Source organism: Paraplanobispora takensis (genome assembly GCF_016863195.1).
Lineage (GTDB): Bacteria > Actinomycetota > Actinomycetes > Streptosporangiales > Streptosporangiaceae > Planobispora > Planobispora takensis.
The window spans coordinates 25,753-51,119 of the sequence record NZ_BOOK01000066.1 but is presented as its reverse complement, the minus strand read 5'-3'; the positions used below and the strand labels follow the sequence as shown (position 1 = coordinate 51,119).

Below are 25,367 nucleotides of genomic sequence, written 5' to 3'. Positions count from 1 at the left end.
GCGAAGTGTCACTGGAGTACTAAGCGGATTTCCGCACGGCGCAGGCGGACGTAGTCTCGAACCATCCCGTAGGACACCTGGTCGGCCTGATGCTCTTCCAGCAGCCGGTCGAAGATGCGCTGGGCGGTGTGCCGCTGCTTGCGCGGGGCGTCCAGATCGGCCCGCAGCATCTGATCGATCAGCGGTTTGAACGGATCCAGCCGTGAGGAACGAGGCGGTATCGGCTTACGCGGTGCTGGCCAGACCGAGGCCAGGGCCTTTCCGGTCGTACGGAAGCCCACCCCGTACTTGCGCCGCAGGGCCCGAGTGGCCAGGCCTGCGCGGGAGTCGCGGCGGATCGCCGCATACAACTCGACCTTGGTCTTTGGTTGCACCAGCGCCCCCTCACCTGCGGAGCACACTCATCGTCTCACCGCAAGCCCAAGAGCGCTGCTATTTCTCACCGACATCGACTCTCGGCCTAAGCGATCACCTGGACGCTGCCGGAGTCCGGGTGCGGAGGGCCAGGTGCCGCCCGGACGGTCTTGGAGCGGAACACGACCGTGCACGTCCGGCCGTCCGCGGCGACGATGAGTGCGCCGGGCCATCCCCAATCCGTCGATGCCGGGGAGCGTCACGGGGGGAGTATCGCAGCCGGACGGCCCCGCCGGGGTTTGTCCTGGCGAGGCCGCAGGTGATTCGGCAAGGGCGCTGTGGCCGCTCGGCCGGTCAGACGACGGCGGCGCGGGTCACGTCGTAGGGATCCCAGTCGAGCTCCCAGAAGGCTTTGACGCCGTTGTCCTGGATGAAGCGGCGTTCGCTGGAGTGGATGGGGTAGCAGCCGGTGATGTTGACGGGCAGCTCCTCGCCGACGTCGACGCCCAGGAAGTCGTCCTGCTCCAGGGCGGCGGGGGCGAACAGCGCGAAGGAGTCCATGCCGCTGTCTTCGGAGACGCGCTCCCCGAAGCCGATGATGTCGCCGTAGCCGAAGTGGCACTCGCCGCCGCGCAGTCGCTCGGCCAGATGCGCGATCGCCCAGGCCCAGGCGTCGTCGGCGGAGCGCACGGTGATGCACAGCTCCGGGGTGCTGCGTCTCCAGGCGGGGTGGCCCGACAGCGACAGGCCGTAGGTCAGGCCGGTGATGAATCCGGGTTCGGGGTGATCGCGGTAGACGATCGCGGTGATGCCGCGCAGTCCCGGTTTGGTCGAAGGGAAGGGGGTGAACGTCGGCTTGCGTCCGCCGGACAGCCGGTCCAGGTGCGCCAGATAGCGTTCAACACGAGTGGGCATGCGCCCGATTCTGCCCGGTGATCAGCACGGGGAGACGATCGGGCCCACTGCGCATGTGTGAGCGATGACTCCTACGGCACTGCCGGCACCGTCACGATCTCGATCCACCCGTCCTCGATGCCCGTCACATAGCCGGGGATCTGCCCTGCCTGGCCCACCCCGATCACCGGTTCCTCCGTCGCGGCGACGGCCCGCAGGAACAGCGTTGCCTGCTCGGAGGCGACGGCGCGCCACCGGCCGTAGGTCCGGAAGTTGTCAACCGCCGAGTCCTCGATGAACCCGACCAGCTGCTTGCGGTAGTACACGGGGAGGTCCATAGGCTCCTTCCGAGGGGGATGGCGGGCTCTTCGCCGCGGTGATCCGGGCCGCCAGATCACTCTCACCCAGCCGCGCCGCGTCCAGAGCCAGGATCTGCCGGCGGTCGGCCTCGGACATGACCGGCAGCATACCCAGACCGATCAAGGACGCCGCGGCGTCAGGCCCGGCCTGAGGTGATCAGGAGTCCAGTCCGTAGCGCCCGAGGTTGTCGGCCACCTCGGCTCTGGGCGCGGCCAGGTCCTCGGCGTGCATCGTCACCAGACCGCACGAGGTTCAGGCCGTCGCGAACAGGCCGGTGACGTCCCGGCTCTTCCGGCGGCGCACCCAGGCGAGCCTCAGCCGGTCCCCCTGGGGCGCCCATCGATGCCCAGCCATGCCGGAAACGGATATGACGTTTGTCATCGATCGATCATGTGAAGTGCACACAAACCGGTGACTCCCCGCACTGACGCGCAGCCTCCGTCGCCGGGACGCTGGAATCATGACGAGATTCGATCAACCTCGCACCGGTTCGAGGCCGGGCGATTCACGACGTGCCGGTTCGCGCGGGCGGAAGCCGGCGCTGCTGTCTGGCGCCGCGCTGGTGTCGGCGCTGGGGCTGGTGCTGGCCGCCGGTACCGCGGCCGCCGGGGTGAGACCCGCTGCGCATGCCTCTTCCGCAGAGCTGTCCTCCGCCGTGCAGGAGGGACTCGGTCAGGTCAAGCCGGTCCGCCTCACGCTCCCGGAGCCGACCGGCCCGTACCGGATCGGCACGCTCGCCCTGCACCTGGTCGACCACTCCCGCCGTGATCCGTGGAAGCCCGCCAAGCCGGCCCGGGAGCTCATGGTCCAGCTGTGGTACCCGGCCCGAAGCGTCGCCGGGCACGCCCGGGCTCCGTGGCTGTCTGCGGGCGTGGCCGCACTGCAGCTGCGCGGCCTGCCCGCCGGGACCGTACGCCTGCCCGACAGCCACGGCCACCTCGGCGCGCCGGTGGAGCGCTCGCGCGGCGGACGGGTGGTGGTGCTCTTCTCCCACGGATTCGGGGCCGACCGGGCCTCCGGGACCGCTCTGGTGGAGGACCTGGCCAGTCACGGCTATGTCGTGGCGGCCATCGACCACACCTACGACGCGGGGGCGGTGGAGTTCCCCGACCGGCGGGTGGAGACCCACGCGGCCAGTTCCCCGCCGCCGAACTTCGACGACCCTCAAGATCCCGTCGCCACCAAGGCGGTGGCCGCCCGCCAGGCCGACGTCCGCTTCGTCCTGGACCGGCTCGGCGCGCTCAACCGCGGGCGCGATGTCCCGCCCGGTGCGCATGCCCTGCCCAAGGGGCTCAAGGGCGCGTTCGACCTGTCGCGCGTCGGGGTGTTCGGCCACTCGCTGGGCGGCGCCACGAGCGCGGCCGCGATGCACGCCGACGCGCGGATCAGGGCGGGGGCCAACCTGGACGGCGGGATGTTCGGGCCGGTCCTGCGGGCCGGGCTCGACCGGCCGTTCCTGCTCATCGGCTCTGCGGGACACGGGCGGGACAACGACCGCAGCTGGGCGGCCCTGTGGCCGCGGCTGCGCGGCTGGCGGCTGCAACTGCAGTTGCAGGGGTCGGCGCACTCCTCCTTCACCGACCTTCAGGTGCTGCTCAGACAGCATTCGCTGGGACTGCCGCCGGAGCAGGTCGAGGAGATGATCGGCACCATCGACGGGCCGCGTTCGGTTCTCATCCAGCGCACCTACCTGCGCGCCTTCTTCGACCGGCACCTGCTGGGCTCGCCGGGCCGGTTGCTGGCCGGGCCGTCGTCGCGCTGGCCGGAGATGCGGTTCGTACCGTGACGGCGCTCCCCGTTGTCGCGGCCGCCTTGTGCCGATGGCCACAATGGCGGATGGAGAAGTCGGGGCAGGGACAGGGCGGATGATCCGGCTGTCGCAGTGGCGCCGGCGCGGTCAGGCGGAGCGTTTCGATCTGTGGGCCCGCGCCTCGTCGTACACGATGTTCGCCTTCGAACCGGTGGCCCTCGCCGTCGTGGTCGGCCCCGAGGTGGCCGCGGCGGCGCTGGGGGTGATGACGGCCGGCGCCGCCGTACACGCCCTCGTGTGCGCGCTGCTGGTCTCCGCCGGCCTGGAGCGCTATCTGGGCCGTGAGCACCGCGGGCGTGGATCGCGGCCGACCGGGTTGATCACCGTCGCCGCCGGGCTCACCGTGGCACAGGTCGCGATCGGCGCCCTGGCCTATCCCGAGGCGACACCCGGCCACCCCGACGGCCCGGCCTCGGCGCTGCTGGTGGTCACGGTCGTCGCGTTCGTCACCGCCCTGTCATCGGCGGTGCCCTACCCGCTCACCTTGGCGATGATCGTATCGGCGGGCCTGGCCAGATGGGTCGTGTCCCGGGTGGAGGGCGCGCCGGCGCAGGCCGCCGTCCCCGCCGCGATCGCGCTGTCGGTTCTCCTGCTCGTGGTGGTGATCGCCTTTCGCAGCTCGATGTGGACGCTGCGGGTGGTGTGGGAACTGGATCGGGCGCGCAAGGCCCAGGCCCGCCTCGCGGTCGCCGAAGAGCGCCTGCGCTTCGCCCGGGACCTGCACGATGTGATGGGCCGCAACCTGTCCGTCGTGGCGCTCAAGAGTGAACTCGCCGCCCAGCTGGTCAAACGGGGCAAGCCGGGAGCGGCTGAGGAGATGCTCCAGGTGCGCCGGCTCGCGCAGGACTCCCTGACCGAGGCACGCGCGCTCGTACGCGGCTACCGCACCGCCGACCTGGAGGCCGAGCTCGCCGGCGCCCGCTCGGTGCTCGCCTCGGCCGGGATCGGCTGTGAGGTGATCGGTGACGGGTACGGCCTGCCCGCCGACGTGCAGGGCGCCCTCGGCTGGGTGGTGCGGGAGGGGGTGACGAACGTGCTGCGCCACAGCCGGGCGCGGGTGTGCACCGTGTCCTTGCATCACACCTCCGAGGCCGGCACCGGACGACTGACACTGATCATGGAGAATGACGGGGCCACCGGTCCGGACGGGGAGCGGCCGGCGGGGACCGGCACCGGTATCCCCGGGCTCACCGAGCGGCTGGCCGCGCGCGGAGGCAGGCTCGTGGCCGCCTACGAGCGGCCCGACCGGTTCCGGCTCACCGCCGAACTGCCGCTGCCCGCCCTCGCGCACGAGGACCTTCGATGACCGCCGAGACGATCCGCATCCTGCTGGCCGAGGATGAGCATCTCATCCGCGGCGCCCTGGTGGCGCTGCTCGCGCTGGAGGAGGATCTGAGCGTCGTGGCCCAGGCGGCGACCGGTGCCGAGACGCTCGCGAGGACCCGCGCCGTCCGCCCGGACGTCGTCGTGCTCGATCTGCAGCTGCCGGACACCGACGGCGTGAGCGTGGCGCGAACCCTCCACGAGGAGCTGCCCGGATGCCGGACGATGATCGTCACCGGCCATGGCCGGCCGGGGCACCTGAAGCGGGCGCTGTCGGCCGGCGTGCGCGGGTTCCTGCCCAAGACCGTCTCCGCCGAGGTGCTGGCCCAGGCCGTGCGGACCGTCCATCGAGGCGGCCGCTACGTCGATCCGCAGCTCGCGGCCGAAGCGATCAGCGCGGGCGACAGCCCGTTGACACCTCGCGAGGCCGACGTGCTCGAACTGGCGGCCGAGGACATGCCGATGGAGGAGCTCGCCCGCCGGGCGTCCCTGTCACCCGGCACCGTGCGGAACTACCTGTCATCGGCGGCCGCCAAGCTCGGGGCGGCCAACCGGCACGAGGCCGTACGGATCGCCCGCCGCCACGGCTGGATCTGACCTCGGCCGATCTCGGCGAGGCCGGACCGGCGCTGGAACGATCAGAAGCCGGACCAGCCCTGCCCCTTGGCCGTGACCGCGGCGCAACCGCCCGGGACCTTCAGCGGAAGGATCGGCGGTAGGCGGCCGGGGTGGTGCGCAGGGCGGTGTGGAAGCGGCGGCGGAGGTTGACCGCCGAGGACAGGCCGACACGGGTGGCGATGGTCTCGACGGGCAGGTCGGTCTCCTCCAGCAGGGCGCGGGTGGCGGCCAGGCGGCGTTCCAGCAGCCAGCGGGCGGGCGGGACGCCGAGCTGGTCGGCGAACTGGCGGGTGAGGGTGCGGGGGGAGACGCCCGCGTGGGCGGCCATGTCCTCAACCGTGATCTGCTCGGGCAGGCGGGACAGGAGCCATTCGAGCAGGGGGGCCAGGGAGTCGGGCATGGGGCCGGTGGTGGGCAGCGGAGGGTACTGACGCTGGCAGCCCTCGCGGTGCGGGCCGGCGGCCAGCTGGCGGCCGATGCGCATGGCGTGGGCCGCGCCGTGCTCTCGCAGGACCTGGTGAAGGCAGAGGTCGAGGGTGGCGGCCGAGGCTCCGGCGGTGGCGACGTCGCCGTGATCGACGTAGATGACGGTGTCGTCGGGGACGATGCGGGGATGGCGGGCGGCCAGTTCGGCGGACAGCTCCCAGTGGACGGAGGCGCGGCGGCCGTCCAGCAGGCCCAGGGCGGCGGGGATGAAGATCCCAGCGCAGACGGCGACGATACGGGCGCCTCGGGCATGGGTCCGGGACACCGCGTGCAGTACGGCGGGCGAGGGAGTGAGGGTCCAGCCCGCGATGAGGACGGTGTCGGCGTCGTCGAGGGCTTCGAGGCCGCGGTCCACCTGGAGAGAGCCGCCGAGTGTGGTGGGCAGGGAGCCGGGGTGCTCGGCGCACAGGCTGAAGCCGTAGTGCTGGGCGATGTCGGGGCCGTGATAGCCGAAGACGGCCGAGGCGGAGGTGACCGGATAGAGCTCCTGGCCCGGGGCGATCAAGGCGACGACGCGATGCGGATCGGGAGGCGTCGGGGGCGTTTCCGGGCAGTCCAGGGGCATGGCGCAAATGTACCCAATGATGTCATTTGGGACACCGGTGCTCTGATCTGGAAAAATCCAGAATTGGGGCTCATGTGGACGAGGAACTTCACCCTCTATTTCGGAGCCCGCACGATCTCGCTGCTCGGGGATGCGATGATGCCCGTCGCCTCGGCGCTGGCGATCGGGAAAGTCTACGGGATCGCGGGCGTCGGCTACGTGCTCGCACTCTGGACTTCCTCGGCCGTGCTGGTCATGGTCTTCGGCGGGGTCGTCGCCGACCGGATCGGCGCCCGGCGCCTGATGATCGGCGCAGACGTGATCAGGATCGGCACGCAGGGCATCGTGGCAGCGGCCTTCGCAGACGGTGCTCCGCCGTACGCCCTGTTGCTGGTGACGGCGTTCTTCTCCGGCATGGCCGCCGGGATGTTCGAACCTGGCGTCAACGGCATGGTCCCCCTGGTCGCCGGCGATCCGCAGCGGGCCAACGCGACACTGAAGATCGCCGAGGCGGTCACCCAGCTGGCGGGTCCCGCACTGGCCGGAGTCCTCATCGTCGTGGCCGGGCCGGTCGTCGTCTACACGGTGGACGCCGCGACGTTCGCCGTCAGCGGGGTGTGCCTGCTGCTGGTACGGGTCACCGTACCCAGGCCGGAGCCCTCCGACGTGCTGAGCGACCTGCGCAGGGGCTGGGAGGAGTTCAGGGCCAGGAGCTGGATGTGGTCGGTGATCCTGGTCTGGGTGTTCTGGGGCGTCCTGGTGGTCGGGCCGTACGTGCCGCTGTCGTCGCAGGTCATCGGGGCCGACTACGGCTGGGTGATGGCGGCGCTCGGCCTCGGCACCGTGCTGGGCGGGCTGGTGGCGATCCGGCTCCGGCCGCGCAGGCCGCTGGCGGCCGGGGCGGTGGCCTTGAGCGGGTACGTGGCGGTGCCGCTGACGGTCGCGCTCGGGCTGCCGCTGCCGCTGCTGATGACCGGGCATCTGCTCGGGGGGTGTGCGTGGGCGTTCTGGTCGGTGATGTGGTCCACCAGCGTGCAGACGCAGGTGACGCCGGAGGTGGTGAACCGGGTCAACGCCTACCAGGTGGCCGGGTCGGTCGCGGGCATGGCGGTCGGGCAGGCGCTGGCCGGTCCGGTCACCGCGCTGGTCGAACCGCGGGTCTTCATGCTGGGCTCGGCCGTGGTGACAGCCGGAGTGGTGGCGGCGCTGCTGCTGATCAAGCCGGTCAGGCGGCTGGGCAGGGAACCCCGGCAGGTCGAAGGCCGGCCGATCCCCGTCCCGGCCTGCTCGCTGACATAGCGGGTCATCACCTGCGGGCCGGCCGTACGCGGCTGCAGGGGGAGAAACCCGGTTCTCACCCCGGCGGGTCCATCCGGGCCTCCGGGTCTCCCGCCCCGCGTCATGTCCGGGGAAAACGCTCCTCTGCAAATCCTCCAGAGCTCCTGCGGGCGGCCGATGGGAGGGCTACAACGCCTGCGCAGTCATCCATGGAAGGCCCCGCGCACGGCTTCACGGCTCAAGGAGGAGCTTTTTCATGAACACCCCTGTTTCGCCGCGCTTCGGCATGCCCCGCCGGCGTCGTGCGGTCTCCCTGCTCGCGGCGGCCGCCCTCACCTCCGGCGCGCTGGCGGCCACTGCGGCTCCCGCCTCCGCCGCCACCACCTGCAAGCCCGGATTCGCCCCCGCGGTCAACTACCGCACCGCGAACCCGTCGCTCTACACGGCGACGGCCGACTTCAACGGCGACCACAAGACCGACGTCGTGGCGTACGGCCCCGGCGGCACCGCCGAGGTGCTGCTGGGCAAGGGCGACGGCACCTTCCGCCCGGCCGTGATCGCGGGTACCAGCTCGGCCGCGGTGAACCTGCCCGCCGTGGGCAGCGTCAACTCCGACGACGACAGCACCGTCGACATCATCACGACGGATCCCATTGCCGGCATGATCCGGGTCTTTCCCGGCAACGGTGACGGGACCTTCGACACGGCCATCGACAGCCTGGCGGTTGCGAACGTCCTCACCGCCACCCCGGGTGACTTCAACGACGACGGCCGTCTCGACGTGCTGGTGGCCAGCGGCAGCAACGACAACTCGATCATGCTCGGCAACGGCGACGGCACCTTCCAGGCGCCCGTCGTCACCGGCTTCACGGGATACTCCTACCTCGCCGGCGTGGCCGACTTCGACGGCGACGGTGACGACGACGTGGCGTTCGCCGACGGCGGCCCGAGCGGCAGCGGCGCGCTCCAGGTGATCCTCAGCAACGGCGACGGCAGCTTCGGCCCGGCCACCCCCTTCGCCCAGGGAACGAGCCCCGTCCTCGCCGCCCCGGCCGACTTCAACAACGACCACAAGGTCGACCTGATCACGGTCGGCATGAGCGGCGGAGCGGTGCTGCTCGGCAAGGGCGACGGAACCTTCCTGGGCGCCCTGCCCTACACCGGCAGCGGCGCCATGAGCTGGCCCACGCTCGGCGACTACAACGGCGACGGCAAGCAGGACGCCGTCTACGCGACCCCGACCGGCGGCTCGCTGCTGTTCGGCAAGGGCAACGGCACCTTCCAGGCGCCCGTCACCTTCAAGGCCCCCATGCTGGGGATGATGGCCAGCGGCCGCTTCAACGCCGACAGCAGGAGCGACCTGGTGCTGCCGAACCCGGTGGCGCACGGCGTCTCGGTGATGCTGGCCGGCTGCGTGACCCCCGCCGCCCCCAAGCCGACGGTCAAGCCCAAGCCGGCCGTCGAGCTGAAGTGGAAGACGAAGGTCAAGCTGGAGAAGCCGAAGCTGAAGAAGATCAAGAAGGTCCGCGGCGGCGGCGTCAAGTAAGCACCCCGGCTCCACCACGACAGGCCCCTCCCGGCTCCCAGCGGGCCGATGGGAGGGGCCTGACAGTGCCCGGCCAAGCCGGGGCAGGGGATGGCGCTCCCTTTGCGTGAGGCCGTCCAGGGTGTCGTGTTCCCGGCGTCCCGGGGCCAGGAGTTGGGTGACGACCTCCGGATCGAGGACGGTCTCGCCGGAGGCGATCCGCGCCAGCGCGTCCATGAAGTCGCTCACGTCGGCGACGCGGTCCTTGAGCAGATAGCCGACTCCGTCCGCGCCCGCCGCGAGCAGCTGCGAGGCGAATCTCGTCTCGATGTACTGGGAGAAGACCAGAACGCCGGGTCTGTGAGGTTCCCGGCGCAGGAGGAGGGCCGCGCGCAGACCCTCGTCGGTGAAGGTGGGAGGCAGGCGGATGTCGACCACGGCGACATCGGGCCGATGCTCGGCCACGGCCGCGCACAGCGCGTTGCCGTCGCCCACGGCGGCCACCACGTCGTGACCGTAGGCGCGCAGCAGCTGGGCCAGGCCATCCCTCAGGATGACGGCGTCTTCGGCGATGACGATGCGCATGGGCAGGCGGCTCACAGGTGCAGGGGGAGGTCGACGGTGACCGCCGTAGGGCCTCCGGGAGGACTGTGGATCATCAGATGCCCGTCCACGGTGCTGAGCCGCTCGGCCAGCCCGGCCAGGCCGCCGCCTGGCCGGATGGTCCGCCGCCCGCCCCGTCGTCGTGGACGGTGATCCGCAGCACGCCGCCGTGCGCGGACACCGTGACCGCGGCCTGCCGTGCCCGGCTGTGCTTCGCCGTGTTGGCCAGCAGTTCGGCCGTGCAGAAGTAGGCGATGCTCTCGATCACCGCCGTGGGCCGCTCGGGCAGGGTGACCCGAAGGCGTACGGCACACTGCCGCAGGCGGCCAGTGTGGTGAGCGCGGCCTCCAGGCCGCTGTCCAGGATCGGGGGGTGGATGCCCCGCACGAGGCTGCGAAGCTCGACCAGCGCGTCCTTGGCGTTCTGGTGTGCTCCACTGATGAGCCCCTCCAGCGCCGGGTCCACCTCGGGCAGCTCCGCGAGCCGCTCCTTGGCCGCGCCCAGATGCATGGCCAGCGTCACCAGCCGCACCTGAGCACCGTCGTGCAGATCGCGCTCGATCCGGCGCAGCCGTTCGGCTGACTCCTCCACCGCGTAGGTCCGGGTCTCCTCCAGGTGGCGGATGCGGCGGGCCGAGGCGGTCGGGCCGAGCAGAGCCCGCAGCAGGGCCATGTCGAGGAGCAGGACGGCACGGACCGCCCACGGCGCGGCGAGCAGCATCGCGGCTCCCAGCACGGGGTTGAGGAAGGGCCGGAGCCAGCCGTCGAAGGGGAGGTCCCCGATCAGGATCGGGTAGCCATCCGCCTCGGTCGGGGACGGCCCCGCCGGTCGCCACAGCGGATGGCTCAGGTAGGCCAGGCCGTACCCCCAGGTGGTCAGGGCGGCCATGGCTTCGGCTATACCGAGGGGGCCTTTCAGCAGCAGATAGATCAACGTCCGCCAGGCGGCGACGTCACGCAGGTTCGAGGTGATCCACCCTCCGACGCCGGGCCGGCGCGGTACACCCTCGAAGGCCGTGACCATGACGCCGAGCAGGCGGGCCGCCAGCCACCGGTGGACGGCTCCCAGTCGCCATGCTCCCGTCAAGGCGCCCGCGAGCAGCACCGGGCCGAAGGAGACGAGGCCCAAGACGATGCCGCCGACAGTGGTGAGCCAGGCGTAGAAGAACCCCGCAACGGCGACGGGCAGACTCACCGCAACGTAGGCGAGCTCCGCACGGGCCCGTCCGTTGAGCGGTGACCACCGCGCGATGTTCACAACTGTCGGCTCCTCCTCCAAGGCGGGCGACCAGTTTGTGCTACGCCCGCCTTGTGGGCAATCTGGACGGCCACCCGGTGCTCTTCCGGTTATCCGCAAATTCGGCACACCGTCCGGGAGCCCTGTGCGGGCGTGCGCGGGGTCAGCTCCCACTCGTGCCGGCGGGCCTGTCCCTCGTGCACGTGGTGTCGGCGGAAGGCAGGGCACCGCCGAGGAGATAGCGGTTGACGGCGGTGTCGACGCAGGCGGCGCCGTGGTAGCCGAGGTAGGCGGCGTGGATGTAGGCCTCGGTCAGGGTGAGCATCCGGGAGCCGCTCAGCGCGCGGTGCATGGCCAGCTGACCGGAGTAGGGCGTGGCCGTGTCCCCGGTGGCGCCGACCATCAGGACCGGCACGTCGTTGCGGATCTCGGTGGGCGGCTCCGCCGGGCTCGCCGGCCAGAAGGCGCACGGGGTGAGGTTGCGGCCGGGAGGGCCGTAGAAGGGTTCGTCGGCGCGGTGCGCCCGGATGTCGCGGTAGTAGGTCTGCGGATTGCGGGAGACCGCCCGGTCCGCGCACATCACGGCCTGCGTGGCGCTCGCCCCGGCGGAAACCTCCTCGGAGGTGGTCAGGTCCAGGAACCGGTCCTGCGCCGGCGTGGGCGTGGTCTTCCGCCCTGGTCGGCCATCCGCCGGTAGCGGTCGACGGCGGCCAGGACCCGGGCGGGAGTGGTGCCCAGGTGATAGCGGTGATCATGTCGCGGGCGATGCTGCGGGTGGAGATGTGCGGCAGCAGATCCTTGTCCGTGGCGCAGCGCGCGGCCAGGTCCCTGTTGAGCGCGACACTGCGCTCGAAGCTGCGCCGGCCCCGTCCGCCGCGGCCATGACCGCGCCCGTGGAGAGCGTTTCGGCGGCGAGCGCCCCGGGCTGAGTCCCGATCACTCCCATGGCGGCCAGCACCGCCGTCGCGGCCCCGGCCGCCGCCATCCTTCGGCTGCGCATCGATGCTCCTCACCCCGGACATGTCGTGCCGGTCGCGGATTCATCGTCCGGGCGGCTCCCGGACGGCATCCCGAAACCGTAGGGATCAGAGGCGTGTCACCACGACAGAGCTGGCCACCCGGCCGACGGCGGCCATCCGGAAGCCCGCAGTACGGCCGACCTCAACGGCGCCCGGTCAGGGCCGATGCCCCGGAACCCGGTGGAACGGAATGGAACGCCGCACTGATGAGCGGGTCGCGTTCCGGTTCCCGTGAACACGACCCGCCACATCCCATGCCCCTCAATCGCCCGGCCGCGGGCCCGGCGACCGCAGAGCGGAGAGACACCCCATGAACAGGATCCTCACCAAGCTGGCCACCGCGTCGGTGGCCGCCGTCACCGCCATCGGACTGGCCACGACGCCCGCCCAGGCGGCGACCGAGATCACCGCCCAGCTCGAGATCGGTTTCAACACCGGCGTCCCCGCCGCCCGCACCATCACGCTGAGCGTCCACGTGCCCATGAACGAGTACGACGCGAACGGCTATCTGATCCACGGGGGCAGGATCCAGGTGCGCTTCTACGGCAGCGACCCGGGCACCGACCAGGTTATCTACGGCCCGATCACCTGGTATCGGGGGGACCACGGCCTGACGGCGGGACCGGACGGCATCCGGCTGAACTACACCTGGGAGGTGCCGCAGGGATCGTTCCTCAACGAGGACGACAGCTTCGGCAACAGGGGTGACGAGGTCTACATCAACGCGAAGTTCATCGACGGCGACGGCGGGACCATCAGCGACGACTCCAACATCGAGGAGGGCATCTTCTAGCCCGGCCCGCTGCGGCGGCCGGGCGCGACCGTCCCCCGGTCTCGGTTGCCCGGCGCCGGCCGCTTTCAGCGCGGGTTGTCCGCGTGGGTGAGGGTCTCCCAGCCCAGGAAGTGGCTCACCCCGGCCGGCCGTCCCTGTTCGACCAGCCGCTGGGTGCGCGACATCGGCACGCCCATCCGGTTGTGCAGGGCGTTGAAGCCGACCTCGAACGTCGGGCCGAGACCGAGCTTGACCTTCCCCCCGCACAACGATGACGGCACCGGCTCGCCGAGCTGCAGTCCGGAGTGGAAGCCCATCGCGTGCCGGAGCCGGTCCTTGCCCTCGGCGTACAGGTCGAGCCCCTGATGGCGGGCGGTCTCGGCGACGTGGGCCGCGGCGGCGATGCCCCACCCGGTGTGCCCGAAGTCGCGGCAGGTCTCCTGGGACAGGCCGTTGACGAAGGTGGTCTGGCCGTGCCAATAGCGGATGATCTCATCCTCGGTGTCGTACTTGCCTCGCGCAGGCACCTTGGGCAGGGGCCCGTCGGAGGTGAGGTAGACGTAGGCGGGCAGGCGGCCCCGCCAGGTGTTCACCGCGCGGTCGAAGGAGGCGCGGTCGTCGAGGAAGACGGCGATGCCGATCGCCGCGTCCGTCATGATCAGTTCCCAGTTGCCGTTGCTGTTCGGCCGCCCCGCGATGACCGTGGGGAGATAGATCTTGCGCAGCATGGTGCTGAAGCGACCGGCATCGGCCCAGCCGGAGTAGGCGTGCTTGATCAGTTCCGCGGCGCGCGAGAACGACGCCCCCGCCCAGCCCGTCTGCAGCGGTGCGTTGCTGCCCGTGTGGGTGGTGATGACAGCCGACCAGGCGTCCATGATCTCGATGGATTTCCTGGCGTACGCCTCGTTCTTGGTGAGGTACCACTGCAGGGCGTGGGTGTAGGCCGCCATGGCGTCTTTGCGCTCGTCGCTGCAGCCGTTGTCGGGGTTGGAGCTCGGCCCGCACTCGACGTTCGCGCGGGGCTTGGGTTTCCACGACAGCGATGCGTACGGGCTGGCGCGCAGTGCGCTCCAGGCCGACTTCCACGGTTCGGCCGTGAGGTTGTCCCGGACGAAGTCCAGCTGGGCCTTGCTGACCAGGACTCCGGGATGGGTGAACGCGGCGGGAGCGCTCTGGGCGGAGTGAGAGACGGCGGCCCGGGGTGCGAGCGCCTGGGCGGAGTGGGGGACGGCCAGGACGGTGACGCCGAGGAACCCGGCGGAAAGAAGACGACGACGCATGGTGGGGAGCCTTACTGCTGCGGGGGTTCAGGCCCGGTATCAAACCGATGCGGAGGATCTCGTGTCAACTAATTGGTAAACCTTCCTAACTTAAACCTGTATTAAATTGCCCTGCCGCCGGCCCGGCCGGGAATCAGGCCACCCGGAGAGAACGACGGCCCCGGTCAACCGGCAGGGTGGGTCAGGTGGTACTGCGCGGTGGTGAGCGCCACCTCGACCTCGATGCCGAGTTCGCGGACCGCGGCCGCGTAGGCGCGGGCGGCGTCGGTGAGACGGGCGGTGCGTTCGGCTTCGGACAACCGGGGGATTTCGCGCACCACGGTGCCCTGGCCGGCCCGGCCGCGCAGATATCCTTCGGCCTCCAGTTCGCGGTAGGCGCGGGCGACCGTCCCCGCCGCCAGCCCGAGGTCGCGAGCCAGTTGCCGGATGCTCGGCAGGCGGGTGCCGACCGCCAGTCCTCCGGTCCGGATCAACGCGGCGATCTGGGTCCTGAGCTGCTCATACGGTGGCGTGGCCGCGTCCGGATCGATCTCGACGATCACGCCGGGACCTTCGGGGCGGGGCGTGGGCGGGTGTGGAGGCCGAGCCAGGAGTACAGCGCCGCCAGCACCGTTGCGAACCCCGGCACGCTCATGACCCAGTTGAAGGGCTCGGGGGCGTCCAGGTCGAGCAGCATGGCCCACATCGCGTCGAGGGCGGCCAGGAGTAGTGGTATCCGCTGCCGGAGGTGAACACGCCGGCCGCGAGCCAGCCGATCGCCCCGCCGCAGGCCCGCCACCTGCTCGTCCGCCTCAGATAGGCGCGGACGAGCGGTCTGGTGTCGGCGGTGAGGGGGATGTCGTATCGGGCGGCGAAACGGGCGAGCCGTCCTGCCGACACCGGTCGCAACCCCCTCAGCACTGCCAGAACGGGTACGGCCAGCAGTTCGACGAGCATCGCTGTCATCGGTGACATGGTAGGCCTCCTTCACTCCTAATGTATCAATATGGCAGTACATTTGGTACGGCGAGCCTCACAGGATCAGCGTGATCACCGGTTCGTGACCTTGGTCCCGCACGCAGGGGCCTTTGCGCAGCATTGGGCGGGCGGGGCGGTGGCCCACAGTGGAGCCGAGAGCACCCCCGAGCTCAAGAGGTGAGTGAGATGACCGACTCCCGCGCGGGAGCCGCCCCGTCCGCCGACGTCCGGAGCGCGATCGACGCCCTGGTGGGCAACGCGCTCAAGGCCCTGGCCGAGTACGACTCCTTCACCCAGGAGCAGGTCGACCACATCGTCAAGAAGGCCTCCGTCGCCGCGCTGGACCGGCACGCCGCGCTCGCCGCCCTGGCGGTGGAGGAGACCGGCCGCGGCGTGTTCGAGGACAAGGCGGTCAAGAACATCTTCGCCTGCGAGCACATCACGCACAGCATGGCCGACCTCAAGACGGTCGGTGTCATCGCCCGGGACGAGATCGACGGGATCGTGGAGATCGCCGATCCGGTCGGCGTCGTCTGCGGCGTCACCCCGGTCACCAATCCCACCTCGACGACCGTCTTCAAGGCGCTGCTGGCTCTGAAGACCCGCAACCCCATCGTGTTCGCGTTCCACCCCTCGGCGCAGCGCTGCAGCGCGCAGGCGGCGCGGATCGTCCGTGAGGCGGCCGTGGCGGCCGGGGCGCCGGAGCACTGCGTGCAGTGGGTGCAGGAGCCCTCGCTGGAGGCGACGGCCGCGCTCATGCACCACGACGGTGTCTCGGTCATCCTCGCCACTGGCGGGAACGGGATGGTCAGGGCGGCGTACTCGGCGGGCAAGCCGGCCCTGGGCGTCGGTGCGGGCAATGTCCCGGCCTACATCGAGCGCAGTGCGAAACTGCGCCGCGCCGTACATGACATCGTGCTCTCCAAGACCTTCGACAACGGCATGATCTGCGCCTCCGAGCAGGCGGTCATCGTCGACGACGAGGTCTACGACGCCGCGCTCGCCGAGTTCCGGCGGCTGCACGCCCATGTGGCCACCGCCGCCGAGAAGAAGATGCTGGAGGAGTTCGTCTTCGGGGTGAGCGCCGGCGGGGAGGGGTGCTCGGGAGCGAGGCTCAACCCCGACGCGGTCGGCCGCTCCCCGGTGTGGATCGCCGAACGTGCCGGGTTCGCCGTACCCGAGAAAACCTCCGTCATCCTCGTGCCGGTGCAGGGGGTCGGCCCGGCCGAGCCGCTGACCAGGGAGAAGCTCTGCCCGGTCCTGGCCGTCCTGCGCGCGGCCTCGCGGCAGGAGGGGCTGGCCTACGCCGAGCGGATGGTGGAGTTCCACGGGCTCGGGCACAGCGCGGTGATCCACACCGAGGACGCCGCGCTCGCCGAGGAGTACGGCCGGCGGGTGAAGGCGGTGCGGGTGATCTGGAACGCCCCGGCCTCCCAGGGCGGCATCGGTGACATGTACAACGCCTTCCTGCCCTCGCTGACCCTGGGGTGCGGCAGCTACGGCCGCAACTCGGTGTCGGACAACGTCTCGGCCGTCAACCTGATCAACATCAAGAGGGTGGGGCGGCGCAACAACAACATGCAGTGGTTCAAGGTCCCGGCGAAGATCTATTTCGAGCCGAACGCGATCCGTTATCTCGCCGACATGCCGGACGTCCACCGTGTCACCGTCGTCACCGATCCGGTCATGACCCGGCTGGGTTATGTGGACCGGATCATCGATGTCCTGCAGCGCCGTGCCGAGCGGGTCGCCCTGCAGATCATCGACGATGTGGAGCCGGAGCCGAGCGTCGTGACGGTGGATCGGGGAGCCGGGCTGATGCGTGCCTTCCGGCCCGACACCATCGTCGCGCTGGGCGGCGGGTCGGCGATGGACGCGGCGAAGGTGATGTGGCTGCGCTACGAGCACCCGGAGGTCGTCTTCGCGGACATGAAGGAGAAGTTCTTCGACATCCGCAAGCGCGCCTTCCGGTTCCCGACGCTGGGGGAGCGGGCCCGTCTGGTGTGTGTGCCGACCACCTCGGGGACCGGGGCGGAGGTGACCCCGTTCGCCGTCATCACCGACTCGGCCACCGGCAAGAAGTACCCGCTGGCCGACTACGCGCTCACCCCGAGCGTGGCGATCGTGGATCCGGTGCTCGCGGCCGAGTTGCCCCGGGTCGTCACCGCCGACAGCGGCTTCGACGCGCTGACCCATGCCATCGAGTCGTATGTGTCGGTCTACGCCAACGACTTCACCGACGGTCTGGCCCTGCAGGCGATCAAACTGATCTTCTCCTATCTGGAGCGGGCGGTGACGCGGGGTGCCGCCGACCCCGAGGCCAGGGAGAAGATGCACAACGCCGGCACGATCGCCGGCATGGCCTTCGGCAACGCCTTCCTGGGCATCGTGCACGCGATGTCGCACACGCTGGGCGCCACCTTCCACGTGGCACACGGCCGTACCAACGCGCTCCTGCTGCCGCATGTGATCCGCTACAACGGCACCGTGCCGGCGAAGCTGTCCGGCTGGCCGAAGTATGAGGACTATCGCGCCCCGGAGCGCTTCCAGGAGATCGCCCGCGTGCTCGGCCTGCCGGCCGGGACCGCCGGCGAAGGTGTGGAGTCCCTGGCGGCGGCGGTGGAGCGTCTGCGTGACGCGGTGGGGATCGAGCGGTCGTTCGAGGAGATCGGCGTCGAGGAGCGGGCGTTCTTGGAGGCGCTGCCGCAGCAGGCGATCAACGCCTACGAGGACCAGTGCGCCCCGGCCAACCCGCGCATGCCGATGCTGGATGACATGCGGCAGCTGATGCGGGCCGCCTACTACGGCCACCGCGACGGGGAGAGCGCGCGGGCCGCGTGATCCGCGACGGGCTGGTCGGCCGGCACGCAGGTGTGCGTGTAGCGTCTCACCCGACGATTCGATCATGAAGGGTGCCGGGTGTTGAGGCTGCCGGATGCACAGGTGGGCATGTCCCAGGCCGAGCGTGTCAGCAGATACAGCGATGTGGCCGGCGCGCTGGCGCTGCGCAGTGATCGGCAGCTGGCCGAGTCGCTGGAGCGGGCGCGGATGCTGGGCTCGGGGATCGGCGGTACCTCGGTGCTGCTGGAGGTCGACGGCGTGCCGGTCTTCGCCAAGCGCATCGCGCTGACCGACCTGGAGCGCCGGCCGGGCAACGTGATGTCCACGGCGAACCTGTTCGGGGTGCCCGCGTTCTGCCAGTACGGAATCGTCGAGATCGCCGGGCCGGGTTTCGGTGCCTGGCGTGAGCTGGCGGCCTGCGTCATGACGACCGACTGGGTCCTGGCCGGGCGCAGTGCGGCCTTCCCGCTGCTGTATCACTGGCGGGTCCTGCCGGGAGCGCCGCCGCCCACCGAGGAGCACGCCGACATCGAGGCGGTCGTGCGGTACTGGGACGGATCACCGGCGGTACGGGATCGTCTGCACGCCCTTGCCGGCGCCTCGGCCGGCATCGTGCTGTTTCAGGAGTTCATCCCCCACACCCTCGATGACTGGCTCACCGCCCGGCTGGCCGCAGGCCGGGACGCCGCCGTAGCGGCGAGCGCCATGGTCGAGTCGTGCCTGCTCACCGATGTGGCCTTCATGAACAACCAGGAGTTGATGCACTTCGACGGCCACTTCGGCAACATCCTCACCGATGGCGAACGCCTGTACATCGCCGATCTCGGGCTGGCGACCTCCCGGCGGTTCGACCTGTCCGAGCAGGAGGTCGAATTCCTGGAGCGCAACCGCACCCACGACATCGGGTACGCGCTGATGCGGCTGGTCAACTGGCTCGTCACCAATGTCTGCGGCGTGGAGACGCCGCAGAGCGGCGGACCGGCACGACGCAACGACTACATCCGCGCGTGCGCGGACGGCGCGGACCCCGTCGGTGCCCCACCGGCCGCCGCGGCGGTGATCCGCCGGTACGCACCCGTGGCAGCGGCCGTGAACGACTTCTACTGGGACCTGTTCGGCGTCGATCGGGCGACGCGCTATCCGGAGGAGAGGATCGAGCGTGCCCTGAGCGCGATGCGCTTGCGGTAGCCGGCCCGGTTGAGGCCGATCACCTGGCACAACCGCTTCACGCCGAAGCGGTGGAACCCCTGTTCCCCGAAGCTCCTCGCCGAAGAACGGCGAGGAGCTTTCTCGTTGTGTGCAGAACGGCACAGACTCGTCCGCCTTTTGTCGTTTCAATTCTGCTTCGACAGCACTGGAACTCTCAATGAAAGGAGTCGCGATGGAGCACGGCACAGCGCTGATGGCCTCCCCGGCCGAGCAATTCCTGATGCTGACCCAGACCGACGACGGACTCAGGGCGCAGCTCCGGGGAATGCCGAGCGAGGACCTGGCGGAGGCGGCGGTGAAACTCGCCGCCGAGCGGGGCCTCGTCTTCTCCAGCGCCGAACTCGAGGACGAACTGGCCAGACAGCTCGGCCTCGAGGAGCACGACCTGCTGCAATTCGCGCCGCCGACGAACTGCTCGTCGGCCAGCGGTTGCCGCACGCCGTCCCTGTACTGCAACTACTAGTCCGATAACGGGGGATGCGATGTTCGGGGATTTGCACTTGTCGCTGAACAAAGGCGTTTCGATGAAGTCGGAGGGCGACGTCGTGACGCTGGAGCGCGACGGGCATCGCATCTCCATCGCCGCCGCGGGCCATGAGCTCGCCGCGGCCGTGAAGGAGCTGTCCGCCGGGGGCGTCACGCTGGCGCAGCTGACCGGGGATCCCGTACGGCTGCCGATGATGATGCGGCGGCTGGCGCGTGGCGGCTGGCTGCGTTACTCGATCATGGACGGCGCCGTCGTGGCCACACCGGTGGCGAGGCCCGAGACCGAGTGGCCGGCTCTGGACCCTGAGGCTCGTTATGTGCTCTCACGCTTCGCCTACCTGCACCGCGACGGGGACACGCTGCTGCTCAGGTCGCCGCTGTCGTACCTGGAGGTGGCCGTCGCCGACCCCCGCGCGGTCGCGCTGGTGGCACGTCTGGCCGCGCCGCGTCCGTACGACGAGCTCGTCGAGACGGACCTCGACGCACAGGTCATGCGCCTGCTCAGGCACGCCCGCCTGGTCTGCGAGCCGGACGGCGAGGACGGCGACCCGGCGATCAGGCAGTGGGAGTTCCACGACCTGCTCTTCCACACCTCCACGCGCGACGGGCGGCACGAGCGGCCCACGGGCGGCACCTACAGGTTCCGGGGCGAGATCGACCCGTTGCCCGCCGTACGGCCCGCGATCGGGGAGCTCGTCGCCCTGCCCGCGCCCCGCGCCGAGCGGCCGCAGGCGTCGCTGTTCGACGTGCTCGACCGGCGGCGGAGCATCCGGCGGCACGGCGGGCGGCCCCTGACCAAGGAGGAACTCGGCGAGTTCCTGCACCGCTCGGCCAGGCTGAGCGGGGTCTTCAGAGCGGGGGAGGAGGAGGTCGGCCGGCGGCCCTATCCGGGTGGTGGCGGCCTGCACGAGCTGGAGATATACGTCGTGGCCGGGAAATGCGCCGGCCTGCCTGCCGGCCTTTACCATTATCGCGCCCGCGAGCACGCGCTCGGCCGGGTCGGCGAAATGACGGCACCGGCCGAGGCGTTGTTGCGCGACGCCGCCTTCGCGACCGCCAGTCCGGAGAGCCCGCAGGTGCTGATCGTCATCGCCGCGCGTTTCCAGCGGCTTTCCTGGAAATACCAGCGAATCGCGTACTCGCTGATCCTCAAACACGTGGGCTGCCTCATCCAGACCATGTATCTGGTCGCCACGGCCCTCGAACTCGCGCCGTGCGCGATAGGCGGCGGCAATTCCGAGCTGTTCACCAGGGCGCTCGGAGAATCGTATTTCACTGAGACGTCCGTCGGAGAGTTCGCCTTGGGTACCCGGCCGGACCGTGACGCTGAGGAGTGAGCCGGATGCTTGAGCGCCCACAGTTCAAACCGCATTTCCAGGTGGAGGTGTTACCGCCTGACACGGTGTTCCTGCTGAGTGAGGACGACGCCTTCTCCCTGACCGGATCGGTGTACGTGCTGCTGGCGTCCCTGCTGGACGGCACGCGGGACAGGCAGGAGATCCTCGAGGCCGTGGCCGGGCGCTATTCCGAGGTCGCGGCGCACTTCGCGCTGTCGCGCCTGGAGCGCAGGGGATACCTGTGCGAGCGGGTCCAGGGCGACCCCGCCGAGGCGGCCTACTGGTCGATGCGGGACGTCCCGCCGGCGGAGGAGGGCCGTGGGATCGCCGTGGCGGCGCTGGGCTCCGTACCCGCCGCCGAGTTCGAGACCGCCCTGAAGGCGCTGGACGTCCGGGTCGAGTCCGACCCCGAGACGGCCGACCTGGTCATGGTCGTCGCCGACGACTACCTCGACCCGCGCCTGGCCGAGTGGAACGAGGCCGCACTGCGCACCGGACGCCCCTGGATGCTGGTCAAGCCGGTGGGCCGGGTGCTGTGGCTGGGCCCGATCCTGGTCCCGGGGGTCACGGCCTGCTGGCGGTGCCTGTCAGAGCGGCTGGCGGACAACCGGCCGGTCGAGACGTTCGTGGCGCTGCGCACGGGCCGGCCGGGCCCGAGCCCGGTGGCGGCGCTGCCGTCCACCGTCCAGACGGCCGTGCACGCGGCGGCCACGCTCGCCGTCGACTGGCTGCGCACCGACGCCGACGACCTGCGGGGCACGCTTGTCTCGCTCGACTCCGCGGGGCTGGACAGCCGGCGGCATCGGCTGATCCGCGACACGACCTGCCGCGCGTGCGGTACCGGCGAGGTGGAGCCTGACCGGCGGCCGATCGTGCCGGCGAGCAGGAAGAAGACGTTCACCACCGACGGCGGCCACCGTACCGTGTCCCCCGAGGAGACGCTGAGCCGCCACGAGCACCTGATCAGCCCGATCACCGGTGTGGTGCGGGACCTGCGCGCGTTCGAGACCGGCAGTCCGCTGATCACCGTGTACGCGGGCGCGCACAGTTTCGGCCGCCCCGGCCACGACCTGGCGAGCCTGCGCCGCCTGCTCGTCACCGAGAGCGCGGGCAAGGGGCGCAGCGACGCGCAGGCCAAGGCCAGCGCCCTGTCGGAGGCCATCGAACGGCACTCCGGCGTCTTCACCGGCCGCGAGCCGCGCCTGTCGGCGACGTACGCGGGCCTGGGCGAGTCGGCCGTGCATCCGGCGGCCTGCCTGCAGTTCAGCGACGAGCAGTACCGGGGGCGCGAGCGGTGGAACCGCGAGCACTCCGGCTACGCCTGGGTCCCCGAGCCCTTCGACGAGTCGCGCGAGATCGAGTGGACGCCGGTGTGGTCGCTGAGCCTGGGCCGGTGGCGGTACCTGCCGACGGCGTTCTGCTACTACGGCTACCCGCTGCCGGACGGCCACCGGTTCTGCGTCGGCGACTCCAACGGCAACGCCTCGGGCAACAACCTCGAAGAGGCGATCCTGCAGGGGTTCATGGAACTGGTCGAGCGCGACGGCGTGGCCGTGTGGTGGTACAACCGGCTGCGCCGTCCCGCCCTGGACCTGGACAGCGTGGCCGATCCGTACCTGGCCGAGGTGCGCGCCGAGTACACGCGGCGCGGGCGCGAGATGTGGGTGCTCGACCTCACCGGCGACCTCGGCATCCCGACGTACGCGGCGGTCTCCGCGCGCGTCGGCCGGCCGGACCAGCACATCATCCAGGGGTACGGCGCCCACCTCGACCCCAAGATCGCCCTGCTGCGCGCCGTGACCGAGATGAACCAGATGATGGCCCTGACCATGAACGAGCCGCTGGACTTCACCGACGATCCGGACAACCGGTACTGGTACGAGCACGCCACCCTCGCCAACCAGCCCTACCTCCTGCCCCACCCCGGCCTGGAGCCCGCCAAGCTCTCCGACCATGCCCGCCGGTGGAGCGACGACCTCAGGGACGACATCCAGACCTGCGTGGACATCGTCGCCGCGCACGGCATGGAGACCCTGATCCTCGACCAGACCCGCCCCGGCATCGGGATGAACGTGGTCAAGGTGATCGTCCCCGGACTGCGGCACTTCTGGGCGCGTTTCGCGCCCGGCCGTCTGTACGACGTGCCCGTGAAGCTGGGGTGGCTGCCGCGGCGGCTGCGCGAGGACCAGCTCAACCCGTTGCCGATCAGCTCATGAACGCCATGGAGCGCTCCTTCACGGACGTCTTCACCGACGCGCAGGTCGCGGCGCTGGTACGCGAGGCCGCCGCGGCGTACCCGGGATCGCGGCAGATGCTGGTCGAGGGGTACCGGGTGAACGGCGCGCAACTGCTCTCGCCGACCCGCTACCGCTACGCGCGTACCGGCCCGGAACTGGACGGGCAAAGGGGCGGGGTGCTGGCCTCGCTCGTACAGGAGCACTTCGGGGCCCGTCTGACGGCGGTGACCTCCTCGTACAACTTCTACGGGGTCGGCGACCACATCGGGATCCACCGCGACGCGCCCGACTGCCGGTACGCCGCGCTGATCCCGCTGTCCAGGGACCTCGGACCGCTGGAGGTCTACCCGCACCTGGCCGGGCACGACGGCGGTGAACTGCTGAAACGGGTCGAGAACGACGCGGTCGGCGTCCCCGTGCGGCTGCCGATCCCGTACGGCGGCGTGGCGGTCATCCAGGGCAGCGTGCTGCCGCACGCCCGGCCGCCGGCGACGCTCCCGTGCGCCGTGGCGACCGTCTGCTTCGGCTGACCACGCACGCGTCAGCGCATCCTGCTCAGCCGCGTGACGTCAGTTCTCTGGTCTCAGCCACAACCGCACCGTGTGATCGCCGCCGCCGAGGTTTCACGGTCTCCCGCCTGATCCGGGGCCCTTGGCCGGGCCTGGCACTCCCCAGGAGGACAGCTCGGTGAGCATCTGCCGGATCTGCTCCGAACGGGACCGGTCGATCCGCCGCGCCAGCTCCATCACCTGCGGATTCCGACCGGTCCGCACCTCGGTGCGGGCCATGTCCACCGCGTTGTGCTGATGGGCGATCAGCACGTTGAGGAAGCGGGTGTCGAAGGCGGCCCCGTGCAGCTCCGCCAGCGCCACGGCCTCCTCGGGCGAGGTGGCGTGCAGGCCGCCGTGCGCGTCGTGGGCGTGCGGCTCCGCCTCCGGCGGTTGTCTCCAGGCCCGCAGCCAGCCGGCCATGATCCGGACCTCGTCGCCCTGGGTGGCCGCGATCGCCGCGGCCAGCGTGCGCACCCGCTCGCGCGCCGAGCGGGTCTCCGCCAGGGTGGCCAGCTCCGCGCCCTGGCGATCGTGCGGGATCATCATCTGCAGGAACATCACATCGGCGGCGTTGAAGGGACCGGCCGCTGGAGCCGTACCACCGGCCGCTGGTCCGGCGTGGCGGTGCGATACGGCACCGGCACCGCAGGCGGAGGTCCCCAGCACGCCCGCGACGGCGAGGACCAGGGCCAGGCATCTCATGGGCGTCCGGTTCATGGGTGTGTCATGGGCGTCGCGGTGGGCAGGCGCCCGTCCCGGAGGCGTCAGCTCGGGACGGGCGTCTCACCGCCTCTCCTTCCGTGTCAGAGCCGCTGCCAGAGCGCCGGGACGTTCGGCGGCTCCCAGCCGGCCAGGGACGTGTGCGCCTGGAGGCAGCGGTAGCTTGCGCCCGCGTAGGTGACCTGGGCGCCCACCGCGTACGCGGTGCCCGCCCGCCAGGTTCCCGAGGGGGTCGTCGAGGTCGGGGTGGGGGTGGGCGTCCGGGTGGGGGTCACGGTCGGCGTCGGGGTGGGTGTGGGGTCCGGGTTGCCGCCGCCGATCTGCAGGTCGACGCAGGCGTAGAAGGCCATCGCGGTGTCGGCGATGTTCCAGATGGCCAGGACCTTCTGCCGCCCGCTGTACCCGGCGAGGCTCACGTTGTGCGACACCGTCGCGCCGGGCTGTCTGCCGTTGTCGTTGAAGAGCGCGATGCGGTTGTTGCCGATGTAGTACTCCCAGGTGCTGGTCGCGTGCCGCGCGGTGAGCACCCAGTTGAACGTGACGCTGGTGCCGACCGAGGTGGCGGGCCAGGGCTTGCTCTCATCACTCAGCTGGGCGAACCGGGCGACCCCGCCGTGGCAGCTGCGCTGGCCCTTGGGGCCTTCCACGCTCTGGGGTTCGTAGATGATGTCGCCGCAGTTGGGGACCTTGCCCTGGGCGCACATGGCCTGCCGGCTCGGCGGTGAGGAGATGTAGCCGTGGGCCGAGGCGGGTGAGGCGGTGAGCACCGTGGCTCCGAGGGTCATCAACGCCACCGCGATGAGCATGATCGTTTTTCGCACGTCCTACTCCTTTGCTGGGGGTTGACAGAAATGTAAAAGAAAGTTTCCTAACAGTAAATGGCGGCATGACTTTTCTGTGGCCTCCTGTCAAGGAAAAGGGACGGCG

24 protein-coding genes and 1 pseudogene are annotated in these 25,367 nt (G+C 70.6%); 12 read left to right on the top strand and 13 right to left on the bottom strand.

Annotation, left to right across the window (positions count from 1 at the left end; translation table 11 throughout):
- Positions 1-8: 8 nt before the first annotated feature.
- The 3 genes from Pta02_RS36425 to Pta02_RS36415 all read right to left on the bottom strand — a co-directional run bounded on the left by Pta02_RS36425 (position 9) and on the right by Pta02_RS36415 (position 1,586).
- The gene (locus Pta02_RS36425; protein WP_203879570.1) at positions 9-374 is read right to left on the bottom strand and encodes a hypothetical protein; all 366 of its coding nucleotides are present in this window, start codon (positions 372-374) and stop codon (positions 9-11) included.
- Between the two features lie 334 nt (positions 375-708).
- Positions 709-1,269, bottom strand: coding sequence for a suppressor of fused domain protein (locus Pta02_RS36420; protein ID WP_203879569.1), 561 nt, complete (start codon positions 1,267-1,269; stop codon positions 709-711).
- A gap of 71 nt (positions 1,270-1,340) precedes the next feature.
- A complete protein-coding gene (locus Pta02_RS36415; RefSeq protein ID WP_203879568.1) occupies positions 1,341-1,586 on the bottom strand; it encodes a hypothetical protein in 246 nt (81 codons plus the stop codon).
- 482 nt (positions 1,587-2,068) lie between these two features.
- On the opposite strand from Pta02_RS36415, the gene Pta02_RS36410 reads away from it, so the two are divergent.
- From Pta02_RS36410 to Pta02_RS36400, 3 genes are all read left to right on the top strand, one after another.
- Positions 2,069-3,394, top strand: a complete 1,326-nt coding sequence (locus Pta02_RS36410) for an alpha/beta hydrolase family protein (protein ID WP_203879567.1) — start codon at positions 2,069-2,071, stop codon at positions 3,392-3,394.
- Positions 3,395-3,473: 79 nt separating this feature from the next.
- A complete protein-coding gene (locus tag Pta02_RS36405; RefSeq protein WP_203879566.1) occupies positions 3,474-4,724 on the top strand; it encodes a sensor histidine kinase in 1,251 nt (416 codons plus the stop codon).
- Positions 4,721-5,338, top strand: a complete 618-nt coding sequence (locus tag Pta02_RS36400; RefSeq protein WP_203879565.1) for a response regulator transcription factor — start codon at positions 4,721-4,723, stop codon at positions 5,336-5,338. Before Pta02_RS36405 ends, Pta02_RS36400 begins: the two co-directional genes overlap by 4 nt.
- A 100-nt stretch (positions 5,339-5,438) precedes the next feature.
- Here Pta02_RS36400 and Pta02_RS36395 read toward each other — a convergent pair whose 3' ends face one another.
- The gene (locus Pta02_RS36395; protein ID WP_203879564.1) at positions 5,439-6,410 is read right to left on the bottom strand and encodes a GlxA family transcriptional regulator; all 972 of its coding nucleotides are present in this window, start codon (positions 6,408-6,410) and stop codon (positions 5,439-5,441) included.
- A gap of 72 nt (positions 6,411-6,482) precedes the next feature.
- Between Pta02_RS36395 and Pta02_RS36390 the strand changes: the two genes are divergently transcribed.
- Both Pta02_RS36390 and Pta02_RS36385 read left to right on the top strand, forming a co-directional pair.
- A complete protein-coding gene (locus Pta02_RS36390) occupies positions 6,483-7,688 on the top strand; it encodes an MFS transporter (RefSeq protein WP_203879563.1) in 1,206 nt (401 codons plus the stop codon).
- A 235-nt stretch (positions 7,689-7,923) separates the two neighbouring features.
- A complete protein-coding gene (locus Pta02_RS36385; protein ID WP_203879562.1) occupies positions 7,924-9,213 on the top strand; it encodes an FG-GAP repeat domain-containing protein in 1,290 nt (429 codons plus the stop codon).
- Between the two features lie 255 nt (positions 9,214-9,468).
- Here the strand turns inward: Pta02_RS36385 and Pta02_RS36380 are convergent.
- The 4 genes and pseudogenes from Pta02_RS36380 to Pta02_RS36365 all read right to left on the bottom strand — a co-directional run.
- A pseudogene (locus Pta02_RS36380) lies at positions 9,469-9,777 on the bottom strand (response regulator); the annotation flags it as partial.
- A gap of 73 nt (positions 9,778-9,850) precedes the next feature.
- Positions 9,851-10,063 (bottom strand): sensor histidine kinase, encoded by a 213-nt coding sequence (locus Pta02_RS36375; RefSeq protein ID WP_203879561.1) that lies wholly within the window; start codon positions 10,061-10,063, stop codon positions 9,851-9,853.
- A complete protein-coding gene (locus tag Pta02_RS36370; protein WP_203879560.1) occupies positions 10,060-11,052 on the bottom strand; it encodes a sensor histidine kinase in 993 nt (330 codons plus the stop codon). Before Pta02_RS36370 ends, Pta02_RS36375 begins: the two co-directional genes overlap by 4 nt.
- A 142-nt stretch (positions 11,053-11,194) precedes the next feature.
- Complete coding sequence (locus tag Pta02_RS36365; protein ID WP_203879559.1) at positions 11,195-11,611, bottom strand: alpha/beta hydrolase; 417 nt, start codon at positions 11,609-11,611, stop codon at positions 11,195-11,197.
- A 749-nt stretch (positions 11,612-12,360) separates the two neighbouring features.
- On the opposite strand from Pta02_RS36365, the gene Pta02_RS36360 reads away from it, so the two are divergent.
- Positions 12,361-12,843, top strand: coding sequence for a hypothetical protein (locus tag Pta02_RS36360; protein ID WP_203879558.1), 483 nt, complete (start codon positions 12,361-12,363; stop codon positions 12,841-12,843).
- 65 nt (positions 12,844-12,908) lie between these two features.
- On the opposite strand, the gene Pta02_RS36355 is transcribed toward Pta02_RS36360, so the two are convergent.
- The 3 genes from Pta02_RS36355 to Pta02_RS36345 form a co-directional block, all read right to left on the bottom strand.
- Positions 12,909-14,102: an alginate lyase family protein gene (locus tag Pta02_RS36355; RefSeq protein WP_203879557.1), complete on the bottom strand. Its 1,194-nt coding sequence runs from the start codon at positions 14,100-14,102 to the stop codon at positions 12,909-12,911.
- A 164-nt stretch (positions 14,103-14,266) separates the two neighbouring features.
- Positions 14,267-14,644, bottom strand: coding sequence for a GntR family transcriptional regulator (locus Pta02_RS36350; protein WP_307837517.1), 378 nt, complete (start codon positions 14,642-14,644; stop codon positions 14,267-14,269).
- A complete protein-coding gene (locus Pta02_RS36345) occupies positions 14,641-14,787 on the bottom strand; it encodes a hypothetical protein (RefSeq protein ID WP_203879556.1) in 147 nt (48 codons plus the stop codon). Before Pta02_RS36345 ends, Pta02_RS36350 begins: the two co-directional genes overlap by 4 nt.
- Before the next feature lie 458 nt (positions 14,788-15,245).
- On the opposite strand from Pta02_RS36345, the gene adhE reads away from it, so the two are divergent.
- From adhE to Pta02_RS36315, 6 genes are all read left to right on the top strand, one after another.
- A complete protein-coding gene (gene adhE, locus Pta02_RS36340) occupies positions 15,246-17,900 on the top strand; it encodes a bifunctional acetaldehyde-CoA/alcohol dehydrogenase (protein ID WP_203879555.1) in 2,655 nt (884 codons plus the stop codon).
- A gap of 81 nt (positions 17,901-17,981) precedes the next feature.
- Positions 17,982-19,088 carry a serine/threonine protein phosphatase gene (locus tag Pta02_RS36335; protein WP_239131504.1) on the top strand — a complete coding sequence of 369 codons (1,107 nt, stop codon included), beginning with the start codon at positions 17,982-17,984 and terminating at the stop codon, positions 19,086-19,088.
- A gap of 193 nt (positions 19,089-19,281) precedes the next feature.
- A complete protein-coding gene (locus Pta02_RS36330) occupies positions 19,282-19,572 on the top strand; it encodes a Nif11-like leader peptide family natural product precursor (RefSeq protein WP_203879554.1) in 291 nt (96 codons plus the stop codon).
- 61 nt (positions 19,573-19,633) lie between these two features.
- Complete coding sequence (locus Pta02_RS36325) at positions 19,634-20,932, top strand: SagB family peptide dehydrogenase (RefSeq protein ID WP_203879553.1); 1,299 nt, start codon at positions 19,634-19,636, stop codon at positions 20,930-20,932.
- Positions 20,933-20,937: 5 nt separating this feature from the next.
- Positions 20,938-23,148 (top strand): TOMM precursor leader peptide-binding protein, encoded by a 2,211-nt coding sequence (locus Pta02_RS36320; protein ID WP_203879552.1) that lies wholly within the window; start codon positions 20,938-20,940, stop codon positions 23,146-23,148.
- Positions 23,145-23,699, top strand: a complete 555-nt coding sequence (locus tag Pta02_RS36315; RefSeq protein WP_203879551.1) for a hypothetical protein — start codon at positions 23,145-23,147, stop codon at positions 23,697-23,699. The genes Pta02_RS36320 and Pta02_RS36315 overlap by 4 nt, the downstream gene beginning before the upstream one ends.
- Before the next feature lie 93 nt (positions 23,700-23,792).
- Here Pta02_RS36315 and Pta02_RS36310 read toward each other — a convergent pair whose 3' ends face one another.
- Positions 23,793-24,437, bottom strand: a complete 645-nt coding sequence (locus tag Pta02_RS36310; RefSeq protein WP_203879550.1) for a DUF305 domain-containing protein — start codon at positions 24,435-24,437, stop codon at positions 23,793-23,795.
- Positions 24,438-24,523: 86 nt separating this feature from the next.
- On the bottom strand, positions 24,524-25,261 hold the full coding sequence (locus Pta02_RS36305) for a lytic polysaccharide monooxygenase (protein WP_239131503.1): 738 nt from the start codon (positions 25,259-25,261) through the stop codon (positions 24,524-24,526).
- Positions 25,262-25,367 lie beyond the last annotated feature (106 nt).